The following is a 10,192-nucleotide window of genomic DNA, read 5'->3' as shown; positions in this document are numbered from 1 at the left end:
TTAACCCCACACCCCCCTCGGGGTTTTGGGGGTTTTTTTTGTGTGGGGTTTTGGGGCGGCCCCCTAAAAATCCCCCCCCGGCTTGGTTGGCCCCCCGGGGGCCCCCCCCCGGGGCCCCGCGAGCACTGGCTTACTGCACGCGGGGCAGCACTTCGAACTGGTGGAAGGGCGGGGGCGAGGGCAGCGTCCACTCCAGCGTGGTCGCACCTGCACCCCACGGATTGTCGCCAGCCGGCACTTTCTTCGCGAAGGCGTCGATCACGCAATAGAGGAAGATCAGCACGCCGAAGCCGGAGATGTAGGAACCGACCGACGAGACCAGGTTCCAGCCCGCGAACGCGTCGGGATAATCGACATAGCGGCGCGGCATCCCCGACAGGCCGAGGAAGTGCTGCGGGAAGAACACCAGGTTCACGCCGATGAAGGTGACCCAGAAGTGCGCCTTCGCGAGCCCTTCATTGTACATGTAGCCCGACATCTTCGGGAACCAGTAGTACCAGCCGGCGAAGATTCCGAACACCGCGCCGAGCGACAGCACGTAGTGGAAGTGCGCGACGACGTAGTAGGTCTCCTGGAGCACGCGGTCGACGCCGGCATTCGCCAGCACCACGCCGGTGACGCCGCCGACGGTGAACAGGAAGATGAATCCCACCGCCCAGATCATCGGCGCGCGGAACTCGATCGAGCCGCCCCACATCGTGGCGATCCACGAGAAGATCTTCACGCCGGTCGGGACCGCGATGACCATCGTGGCGGCGACGAAATAAGCCTGCGTCGCCGAGGACATGCCGACCGTGTACATATGGTGCGCCCACACCACGAAGCCGATGCCGCCGATCGCGACCATGGCGTAGGCCATGCCGAGATAACCGAACACGGGCTTGCGCGAGAAGGTCGAGACGATCTGGCTGACCATGCCGAAGGCGGGCAGGATCAGGATGTACACTTCGGGGTGACCGAAGAACCAGAACAGATGCTGGAACAGCACGGGATCGCCGCCGCCTTCGGGGTTGAAGAACGTCGTGCCGAAATTGCGGTCGGTGAGCAGCATCGTGATCGCACCGGCGAGCACCGGCAGCGACAACAGCAGCAGGAACACCGTCACCAGGATCGACCACACGAACAGCGGCATCTTGTGCAGGGTCATGCCCGGAGCGCGCATGTTGAAGATGGTGGTGATGAAGTTGATGGCGCCGAGGATCGAAGAGGCGCCCGCCAAATGCAGCGACAGGATCGCGAAGTCGACGGCCGGGCCCGGATGGCCCGAGCTCGACAGCGGCGCGTACATGGTCCAGCCGGCGCCGACGCCGTTGGCGCCCGGCTCGCCCTCGACGAAGGTCGACATCAGCAGCAGCGCGAACGAGGCCGGCAGCAGCCAGAACGAGATGTTGTTCATGCGCGGGAACGCCATGTCGGGCGCGCCGATCATGAGCGGCACGAACCAGTTGCCGAAGCCGCCGATCATCGCGGGCATGACCATGAAGAAGATCATGATCAGGCCGTGGGAGGTCACGAACACATTGTAGGTGTGCGTCTCGTGGAAGATCTGCACGCCCGGATACATCAACTCGGCACGGATCGCGATCGACATCGCGGCGCCGATGACGCCGGCGATGACCGCGAAGATCAGGTACATCGTGCCGATGTCCTTGTGGTTGGTCGAATAGACGTAGCGCCGCCATCCGGTCGGATGGGCGTGCTCGTCATGTCCGTGGTCTTGCGCGTGATCGCCGTGTGCCGCTGCGCTCGTTGCCATTTTCTAATCCTGCCTTGCGTCCCGATCGGACCTCTGGAGGTCCCGCCTTATGTCGCTTTCAGTTTCCTCGAACCCTTCGCCCGGCGCTCACTGCGTCGGGCCGGCGGTGGAGGCGTAGGTGCTGGTGCCGCCGCTCGCGTACTTCTTCTTCGCGGTCTCGACCCAGGAGGCGAACTCCTGGTCGCTCACCACGCGGATGGCGATCGGCATGAAGGCGTGGTCCTTGCCGCACAACTCCGAGCACTGGCCGTAGAACATGCCGGTCTTGGTGGCCTTGAACCAGGTCTCGTTGAGCCGACCCGGAATGGCGTCGATCTTGACGCCGAAGGACGGCAGCGCGAAGGCATGAATCACGTCGGCGCCGGTGACCTGGACCCGGACCACCTTGTTGACGGGCACCACCATCTCGTTGTCGACGCCGAGCAGACGGGGCTGCTTGTCCTGGGCCATCAGCGAGTCGAACTCGAACTTGCCGTTATCCGGATAGGCGTAGGACCAGTACCACTGCTTGCCGGTCGCCTTGATGGTCAGATCCGCCTTCGGCACGTCGAGTTCGAGGAACAAGAGGCGGAACGACGGCACCGAGATACCAACCAGAATCAGCACCGGAACGAGCGTCCACGCCACCTCGATCAGCGTGTTGTGCGTGGTCCGCGACGGCACCGGATTGGCTCTCGCGTTGAACTTCACGACCACGATCACGAGCAGCGCCAGAACGAACAGCGTGATCAGCGTGATCAGCACGAACAGGAAATTGTGGAACCAGACGATGTTGTCCATCACCGGGGACCCGGACTGCTGAAGCGTCCACTCCCACGCAGCCGGTTGCCCGAGCTCGGCAAATGCCGCACCGCCCGTCGCCAGCGTCAGACCCGCCACGGCCAATCCCAGCAAGTGCCGGCCCACCGGGCCCATCGACATCTTCATGCCGTTCGCGCTCCCCTAACGAAATCACCCCAAGTGCATTCCCCTATTTTCGGGAAACGCTTTATTCGATCCCCCCGTCTGACAAACCGCCGCGCAAGAATACCTCTAAGAGGAATTGGGCCAGATCGCTAGAACGCCGAAATCAAGCCTCTCAAACCATAATTCTTGATCTATCGCAATGCAGTCTTGAGCCTCGCCTGTCAGCCATCACCCGCAAGATATTTCCTAGTAACATCAGACAAAAATACCGTTTCCCGAGATGCTGCGCCTTGACAGCGGAATTGCCCGCGGTAGGCACTGGCAGACAGCCGCACCGGAACCTGATTCGTGCGGGCAACGGCGGCCGTGGCGGCGTGGAATTTGCTTGCGAATCGCCTTCAAGACGCCGTCATTCCCGTATCAGTCCGCCGGGTGCGAGCGACCCAGGCGAGCAGAGGGACCGACCCGATGGGGTTTTCGAGATCCATGGCAAGGCGGGCGACAAGGCGGGCTGGCGGCCTGACGATGCGGGCTGGCCTGCTGGCGGCGGTGGTCGTCCTGGCGCTTCCGCGCCTCGCCCATGCGCAGGGCGCGGTGCGCTCCGTCCATGGCGACTGGCAGATCCGCTGCGACACCCCGCCGGGCGCCCAGTCCGAGCAATGCGCCCTGATCCAGAGCGTGGTGGCCGAAGACCGCTCCAACGCCGGCCTGACCGTGATCGTCCTCAAGACCGCCGACCAGAAGAGCCGCCTGATGCGGGTCGTCGCCCCCCTCGGCGTTCTCCTGCCCTCCGGCCTCGGCCTCAAGCTCGACAACCAGGATGTCGGCCGCGCCGGCTTTGTCCGCTGCCTGCCCAATGGCTGCGTCGCCGAGGTCGTCATGGACGACAAGCTGCTCGGTCAGCTCCGCACCGCCAAGACCGCGACCTTCATCATCTTCGAGACCCCGGAAGAAGGCATCGGCTTCCCGCTCAGCCTGAACGGGCTCGGCGAGGGATATGACAAGTTGCCGTAGGGTGAAGGGCGGTTAGCCCCGCGATTCCTATTGTTTCCGTAATGTGAGACTTGGCGCCCTCGCGGAACTGCCGGGAAACCATTATCTTGCCTCACATCCCCCGATAATGGACGGACGCATGACCAACCCTGCCACAACCTCCCTGCTCGACCGCGCCAATCTCGACCGCGATCAGGTTCGCAACGAGCTCGCGCGCGGGCTTGCCGGTGCCGACGACGGCGAATTGTTCCTGGAATACAGCCAGACCGAAGCGCTGATGTTCGACAATGGACGGCTGAAGCAGGCGACCTACGACACCTCGCAGGGTTTTGGCCTGCGCGCCGTCAAGGACGACGCCGTCGGCTACGCGCATTCCTCCGACGTGTCGCTGCCGGCGCTGATTCGCGCCGCGGACGCGGTCGCGGCCGTGCGCGGTGGTTATTCCGGCAGCTTCGCCGCGCCTCCAGCGCATACCAACGTGCGGCTTTATAGTGACGACAATCCGCTCGATGCCCCCGGCTTCGAGACCAAGGTCAAGCTGCTCGCCGAGATCGATGCCTATCTGCGCGACAAGGATCCGCGGGTGCGGCAGGTCAGCGTCAGCCTGGGCGCGACCTGGCAGGTGGTCGAGATCCTGCGGCCCGACGGCGAGAGCTATCGCGACATCCGCCCGCTCGTGCGCGTCAACGTCTCCGTCGTCGCCGGGCAGGGCGACCGCCAGGAGAGCGGCAGCAAGGGCTATGGCGGCCGCGCCGGCTACGCCGAATTCATCGAAGCTAAGTCCTGGCGCGACGCCGCCGACGGCGCGCTGCGCGAGGCCCTGGTCAACCTCGAATCGATTCCCGCCCCCGCCGGCGAAATGGACGTCGTGCTCGGGGCCGGCTGGCCCGGCGTAATGCTGCATGAGGCGGTCGGCCATGGCCTCGAAGGTGACTTCAATCGCAAGAAGACGTCGGCGTTTGCCGGCCTGATGGGCCAGCAGGTCGCGGCCAAGGGCGTCACCGTGGTCGACGACGGCACCATTGCCTCGCGCCGCGGCTCGCTGTCGATCGACGACGAGGGCACGCCGACCAACCGCACCGTGCTGATCGAGGACGGCGTCCTGGTCGGCTACATGCAGGACCGCCAGAACGCGCGCCTGATGAACATGAAGCCGACCGGCAACGGCCGCCGCCAGGGCTATGCCCACGTGCCGATGCCGCGCATGACCAACACCTACATGCTCGCGGGCGACCGCGATCCGGCCGAGATCCTGGCGTCGGTGAAGAACGGCGTCTTCGCCGCGAATTTCGGCGGCGGCCAGGTCGACATCACCTCGGGCAAATACGTGTTTCAGTGCACTGAGGCCTACAAGATCGAGAACGGCAAGATCGGTGCCCCCCTGAAGGGCGCCATGCTGATCGGCAACGGGCCGACCGATTTGCATCGCATCCGCATGATCGGCAACGATCTCGCGCTCGATACCGGCATCGGCACCTGCGGCAAGAACGGTCAGGGCGTGCCGGTCGGCGTCGGCCAGCCGTCGCTGTTGATGGAACGCATTACGGTGGGTGGAACAGGCGGATGAGCGTCGAGAAGATAACTGCCGCCACCAAGCGGAAGAGCAGCGGCTGGGCAGGCCAGCTCGTGCAGCTCGCCGGCATCGTCGCCGCGGTGTTCATCGCCAAGGGCGCGCTCGCCGAGCCGTTCTATGTGCCGTCGGGCTCGATGGAGCCGACGCTGTTGATCGGCGACGCCTTGATCGCCTCGAAATTCCCCTACGGCTACGGCACCTCGTCGCTGCCGATCCAGATTAACCTGCCCGAGAGCGGCCGCGTGTTCGCGGAGACGCCGAAGCAGGGCGACGTCGTGGTCTTCCGCTGGCCCGGCGACCGCTCGCAGGCCTGGGTCAAGCGCGTCGTGGGCCTCCCCGGCGACCGCATCCAGCTGCGCCAAGGCCAGCTCTTCGTCAACGACCGCCCCGCCGAGCTGAAGCCTGACGGCGTTGGCGCCGCCGAGGACGACAATGGCGGCAGCGAACCCGCCTATCGCTATGTCGAGACGCTGCCGAACGGCGTCTCGCATCTGATCTTCAAGATGCGCGACAACGGTCCGCTCGACAATACGCAGGAAGTGACGGTGCCGGCAGGCCATCTCTTCGTGCTCGGCGACAACCGCGACAACTCCGCCGACAGCCGCGTGCCCTTGCGCTCCGGCGGCGTCGGCATGCTGCCGATCGACAATCTGGTCGGCCGCGCGGATGCCGTGCTCGGATCCTGGGATCTCGGCATCCGGGGCCAGCCGGTGTGGACCTGGCTGTCCGGATTTCGCATGGCGCGGTTTTTCACCGCCGTGCATTGAAGGCCGGAACGTCCTCACCTCTCTCCCGCACGTGGGAGAGGGAGCGCAATAGTGATGGCCCGCGACGAATTTCTGGCTCTCGCCCTGCGAAATCCGTTCAACGCAGCGATCCTCGATGAAATCCATCGCCTCGCGCTGCCGGATGCGTGGCTCGTCGCGGGCTGCCTGGTGCAGACGGTGTGGAACGTGCTCACGGGCCGCCCAATCGATCACGGCATCGCCGATTACGACGTGTTCTATTTCGATTCCGACACCTCATGGGAGGCGGAAGACGCGGTGATCCGCAAGCTGCACGCGCAGCTCGCGCATCTCGGCCCCAAGGTCGAAATCCGCAACCAGGCGCGCGTGCACCTTTGGTATCCCGGCAAGCACGGTCTGCCCTATCCGCCCTTGATGCGCGCGACCGACGGTATCGACCGCTTCCTCACTGAGAATACGCAGGTGGGCATCCGCCCCGCCGGTGGGGATTTCGACGTCTACGCGCCGCACGGGTTCGACGACGTCGCGAAGCTGATCGTGCGACCCAATCGGGCGCCGAATTTTTCAGCCGCCAGTTACGCGGCGAAGGCGGCACGCTGGAAGACGCTGTGGCCCGAGATCACGGTGATCGCGGCAGAGTGAGATGTCCGCTTTACCCTCCTCGTCATTGCGAGGAGCGAAGCGACGCAGCAATCCAGACTGCCGCCGCGGAAGCAATTCTGGATTGCTTCGCTACGCTCGCAATGACGGTGGTGAGAGCTGCATGCTATCTCACCACGCCCGACGTGAACCCCGCCTTCCGCCGCGGCGGCTTGATTTCCTTTTTCAGGAAGCAGCGCGCTTCGCGTCCGGTGTAGCCGGGGCGCGCATAGGTGAAAGCGCGGCATTTATTGTCGGCGGTGCAGGCGGCCTTGCAGCCTTCTTCGCCTTCGCCGTCCTTCATCTCGAAATTGCGCAAATCGCCGCCGGGGCGGTCGATCGAGGTCTCCACGCCTTCGACACGCGGCTCGATCACGCCGGCGCCGCGCACACCGGAGATGCAGCAGCTTCCCGGCACCCGCGCAGGCACCGTGTTCTTCAGCCAGCACACGGCCGAGCCGCCTTCAACGTCAGGATAGCTGAAGCTCCACGAGCGGCAACGGCGGTCGCGCTCGCACAGCAGTGCGCAATCCTCGGGATCGCCCGACGTGACGGGGGTGCTGAAATAGTCTCCGCCTGGCCGATCGAACGCCGTCTGGGCGCGCGCAGGCCAGCTCGCAAACGCGAGCGAAAGCAGCGCGGCGCAGGCCACGACGCTTGCCAGGACGCTTGCCATGACGGCCAGGCGGCCCTTCCCCATCGGAACAGCTTTCGAGTTATTGACGACGCTCGGGTTTTTCAGCCGGCCATTTGATCGCCGCAAACCTGTACGGGCGATGAACGGCTCGTGCTCCCGATCGCTGGCCTTGTGTCTAGAAAGCGTATTCCGCGTAGGCTGGTTCCACCGAGCCGTTCCAGGGACCCTTGAACTTATCGAGCATCTCCTCAGCCGGCGTGCGGCCGGAATCGATGATGCGATCGAGTGGCTCCAGATGCCTGGTCTCGTCGCGGCCGAGCTGGTCGATCCGGCCGCGCCGGCGCAAGCCGGCATGTGCCAGAACGAGGCACTCCTTGGCGATCTCGAACAGATAGCGGTCCTTGATCCGCGACTTGAAGCCGAAGCGCGGCACGTCGTCGCGCAGGGCCTGACGCTCATGCGCGCTCCAGTGCTTCACAAGGTCCCAGGCGGCATCGAGCGACACATCGTCGTAGAGCAGCCCGGCCCAGAACGCCGATAGCGCCGGCAGTCGGCCCCACGGGCCACCATCGGAGCCGCGCATCTCGAGATAGCGCTTGAGCCGCACCTCCGGGAAAATCGTCGAAAGATGGTTGGCCCAATCCGACAGCGTCGGACGTTCCCCGGGCAAATTGTTGTTGCGGCCATCGAAGAAGGCGCGGAACGAAGAGCCCGAGACGTCGATGTAGTCCTCGTCGCGCTTGACGAAATACATGGGCACGTCGAGCGCGTAGTCGACATAGCGCTCGAAGCCCATGCCGTCCTCGAATGCCCACGGCATCATGCCGGCACGCGCGTTGTCGGTGTCGCGCCAGATCTCGGACCGGAAGGAGAGGAAGCCGTTCGGCTTGCCCTCGGTAAACGGCGAATTGGCGAACAAGGCGGTTGCGACCGGCTGGAGCGCGAGCGAAACACGCAGCTTCTTGACCATGTCGGCTTCGGAGGAGAAGTCGAGATTGGTCTGTACCGTGCAGGTCCGGTACATCATGTCGAGGCCATACTGGCCGACCTTCGGCATGTAATTGGTCATGATCTTGTAGCGGCCCTTGGGCATCACCGGGATGTCGGCGCGCGACCAGGACGGCGTCATGCCGAGCCCGAGGAAGCCGATGCCGAGCGGCGTTGCGATCTCGCGCACCTGCGCCAGATGCGCCATCAGCTCGCTCTGGGTCTGGTGCACGTTCTCGACGGGGGCGCCCGAAAGCTCGAACTGCCCGCCGGGCTCCAGCGAGATCGCGCCGCCGCCCGTGACGTCGTAGAGGCCGATGATGTTGCCCTTCTCCATGATCGGCTCCCAGCCGAGCAGGAGCTTCATGCCTTCGAGCAGCGCGCCGATACCGCGCGGGCCTTCGTAGGGCACCGGACGGTGGCCTTCGAGCGTAAACGGCGTCTTCTCATGCTCGGTGCCCATGCGGAACTCGGACGGGTCCTTGCAGCCTTCCTCGAACCACTTGACGAGCTCGTCGCGCGATTGCAGGGGCGTCATATCGATCTGGTCTCGCGCCATATCAGACTCTAATCAAAAGCGCTTCGATCGAACGCGCGTGGGTGACAGGGATAGTCCGCGCAGCCACCGGCTGCACGGACGAACTGGTGTGCCGCGCGATCATCGCAACGGTGTGGTTTCGTTGACGTGGGCAGGCGGCAGTTTCATCTCGCCGCACGAGCAGCCCAGACGGTCGAGCAGACCGCTGAGCTTGACGGCATCCGCATCGGACAGTTTCGAACCGACATATTTCTCGATCGCGGCCGAATAGGCGCCCCACATCCGCTTCTGCAATTCGCGGCCGGCTTCCGTGATCTCCACGAACTGGCCGCGCTTGTCGATCTTGCATTCGCGCCGCGAGGCGAGACCTTCGTCGACCAGGCGGTCGATCAGCCGCGATGTCGAATATTGCGGGATCAGCATCTGCCGTTCGAGTTCGACCGGCCGGAGCTCGCCCGAGGGCGCCCGTGACAGTTCGAGCAGCGCGTCATACCATGCCAGCGGTGGGAAGCCGGCCTTCTTCAGGTCCTGCTCGACGCAATTGAGCACACGGCTCTGCACCCGCATCAAGCGGATCCAGGCGGAAGTCGCCTCGGTCGATGGTTTGCGTTTCATGGTCCCGCTCAAGCTCGTCGCCCGTCTCTTACCCTATTCGATGCACCTGCATCAATCTTGACTATTTCAAGCAGATGCATGTAGTCGTTCTTTCGCCTGAACCAAGCAACAAGAGGAGGAAATTCCATGAAATTGTACTATTCGCCCGGTGCCTGCTCGCTATCCCCCCATATCGCGCTCCTGGAAGCCGGCCTGCCCTATGAACTGGTCAAGGTCGATATCCGGGCCAAGAAGCTCGAAAACGGTGAGGATTATCTGAAGCTGAACCCCAAGGGCCAGGTCCCTGCGCTGGGCCTCGATAGCGGAGAGATCGTGACCGAAGGCCCGGTGATTGTCCAGATGATCGCCGATCAGGCCTCGGCCAAGGCGCTTGCGCCGGCCCACGGCAGCTCCGAGCGCTACAAGCTGCTCGAATGGCTGAACTTCCTCACATCCGAGGTGCACAAGAGCTTCGGCCCGATGTTCGCGCCGGCGCTGAACGACGAGGCCAAGGCCTTTTTCAAGGACCGCGTCATGGGCAAGCTGAAATACATCGACAGCCAGCTCGCCGGCCGCGACTACCTCATGGGCAAGCAGTTCACGGTGGCTGACGGCTATCTCTTCACGATGCTGACCTGGGGCGACCGGATGAAGTTCGACCTCTCGGCGATGCCGAACCTTGCCGCGTACAAGACCCGCGTCGCGGCGCGGCCGCAGGTACAGGAAGCGATGAAGAAGGAAGGACTGATTCAGGCCGCCTGAGGCGCACATGCGAAAGGCCGGATCGAGAATCCGGCCTTTCATTTTTTTCATCCCGGCTAGG

10 protein-coding genes are annotated in these 10,192 nt (G+C 64.2%); 5 read left to right on the top strand and 5 right to left on the bottom strand.

Annotated elements, in window-relative coordinates:
- Nucleotides 1–130 precede the first annotated feature (130 nt).
- Nucleotides 131–1,756 carry a cytochrome c oxidase subunit I gene (gene ctaD, locus AC0L2J_RS26845; protein ID WP_007605061.1) on the bottom strand — a complete coding sequence of 542 codons (1,626 nt, stop codon included), beginning with the start codon at nucleotides 1,754–1,756 and terminating at the stop codon, nucleotides 131–133.
- A gap of 87 nt (nucleotides 1,757–1,843) precedes the next feature.
- Nucleotides 1,844–2,683, bottom strand: coding sequence for a cytochrome c oxidase subunit II (coxB, locus tag AC0L2J_RS26840; RefSeq protein ID WP_007599432.1), 840 nt, complete (start codon nucleotides 2,681–2,683; stop codon nucleotides 1,844–1,846).
- A gap of 447 nt (nucleotides 2,684–3,130) precedes the next feature.
- On the opposite strand from coxB, the gene AC0L2J_RS26835 reads away from it, so the two are divergent.
- The 4 genes from AC0L2J_RS26835 to AC0L2J_RS26820 all read left to right on the top strand — a co-directional run bounded on the left by AC0L2J_RS26835 (nucleotide 3,131) and on the right by AC0L2J_RS26820 (nucleotide 6,616).
- Nucleotides 3,131–3,676 (top strand): invasion associated locus B family protein, encoded by a 546-nt coding sequence (locus tag AC0L2J_RS26835; RefSeq protein WP_007605060.1) that lies wholly within the window; start codon nucleotides 3,131–3,133, stop codon nucleotides 3,674–3,676.
- A gap of 118 nt (nucleotides 3,677–3,794) precedes the next feature.
- Complete coding sequence (tldD, locus tag AC0L2J_RS26830; protein WP_007605058.1) at nucleotides 3,795–5,222, top strand: metalloprotease TldD; 1,428 nt, start codon at nucleotides 3,795–3,797, stop codon at nucleotides 5,220–5,222.
- Entirely contained in the window at nucleotides 5,219–5,995 is a 777-nt protein-coding gene (gene lepB / locus AC0L2J_RS26825; protein WP_007605057.1) for a signal peptidase I, read from the top strand. Before tldD ends, lepB begins: the two co-directional genes overlap by 4 nt.
- Before the next feature lie 54 nt (nucleotides 5,996–6,049).
- Nucleotides 6,050–6,616: a nucleotidyltransferase family protein gene (locus AC0L2J_RS26820; RefSeq protein WP_473248146.1), complete on the top strand. Its 567-nt coding sequence runs from the start codon at nucleotides 6,050–6,052 to the stop codon at nucleotides 6,614–6,616.
- A 124-nt stretch (nucleotides 6,617–6,740) separates the two neighbouring features.
- On the opposite strand, the gene AC0L2J_RS26815 is transcribed toward AC0L2J_RS26820, so the two are convergent.
- The 3 genes from AC0L2J_RS26815 to AC0L2J_RS26805 all read right to left on the bottom strand — a co-directional run bounded on the left by AC0L2J_RS26815 (nucleotide 6,741) and on the right by AC0L2J_RS26805 (nucleotide 9,390).
- Nucleotides 6,741–7,313, bottom strand: coding sequence for a PAN domain-containing protein (locus tag AC0L2J_RS26815; RefSeq protein WP_007605055.1), 573 nt, complete (start codon nucleotides 7,311–7,313; stop codon nucleotides 6,741–6,743).
- Between the two features lie 112 nt (nucleotides 7,314–7,425).
- On the bottom strand, nucleotides 7,426–8,796 hold the full coding sequence (locus AC0L2J_RS26810) for a glutamate--cysteine ligase (protein ID WP_007605054.1): 1,371 nt from the start codon (nucleotides 8,794–8,796) through the stop codon (nucleotides 7,426–7,428).
- A gap of 99 nt (nucleotides 8,797–8,895) precedes the next feature.
- On the bottom strand, nucleotides 8,896–9,390 hold the full coding sequence (locus AC0L2J_RS26805; protein WP_007599417.1) for a MarR family winged helix-turn-helix transcriptional regulator: 495 nt from the start codon (nucleotides 9,388–9,390) through the stop codon (nucleotides 8,896–8,898).
- 126 nt (nucleotides 9,391–9,516) lie between these two features.
- On the opposite strand from AC0L2J_RS26805, the gene gstA reads away from it, so the two are divergent.
- Complete coding sequence (gene gstA, locus AC0L2J_RS26800; RefSeq protein WP_063994563.1) at nucleotides 9,517–10,131, top strand: glutathione transferase GstA; 615 nt, start codon at nucleotides 9,517–9,519, stop codon at nucleotides 10,129–10,131.
- The last annotated feature ends 61 nt before the right edge of the window (nucleotides 10,132–10,192 follow it).

The organism is Bradyrhizobium sp. MV1.5 (genome assembly GCF_055807615.1).
This window is presented reverse-complemented; position numbering and strand designations above follow the sequence as displayed.

What these genes read in the sequence shown, in the direction of transcription:
- gstA (WP_063994563.1), top strand. Translation starts at nt 9,517, where the DNA reads ATGAAATTGTACTATTCGCCCGGTGCCTGCTCGCTATCCCCCCATATC.
- AC0L2J_RS26820 (WP_473248146.1), top strand. Translation starts at nt 6,050, where the DNA reads ATGGCCCGCGACGAATTTCTGGCTCTCGCCCTGCGAAATCCGTTCAAC.
- AC0L2J_RS26805 (WP_007599417.1), bottom strand. Translation starts at nt 9,390, where the DNA reads ATGAAACGCAAACCATCGACCGAGGCGACTTCCGCCTGGATCCGCTTG.
- tldD (WP_007605058.1), top strand. Translation starts at nt 3,795, where the DNA reads ATGACCAACCCTGCCACAACCTCCCTGCTCGACCGCGCCAATCTCGAC.
- AC0L2J_RS26835 (WP_007605060.1), top strand. Translation starts at nt 3,131, where the DNA reads ATGGGGTTTTCGAGATCCATGGCAAGGCGGGCGACAAGGCGGGCTGGC.
- AC0L2J_RS26810 (WP_007605054.1), bottom strand. Translation starts at nt 8,796, where the DNA reads ATGGCGCGAGACCAGATCGATATGACGCCCCTGCAATCGCGCGACGAG.
- AC0L2J_RS26815 (WP_007605055.1), bottom strand. Translation starts at nt 7,313, where the DNA reads ATGGGGAAGGGCCGCCTGGCCGTCATGGCAAGCGTCCTGGCAAGCGTC.
- ctaD (WP_007605061.1), bottom strand. Translation starts at nt 1,756, where the DNA reads ATGGCAACGAGCGCAGCGGCACACGGCGATCACGCGCAAGACCACGGA.
- coxB (WP_007599432.1), bottom strand. Translation starts at nt 2,683, where the DNA reads ATGAAGATGTCGATGGGCCCGGTGGGCCGGCACTTGCTGGGATTGGCC.
- lepB (WP_007605057.1), top strand. Translation starts at nt 5,219, where the DNA reads ATGAGCGTCGAGAAGATAACTGCCGCCACCAAGCGGAAGAGCAGCGGC.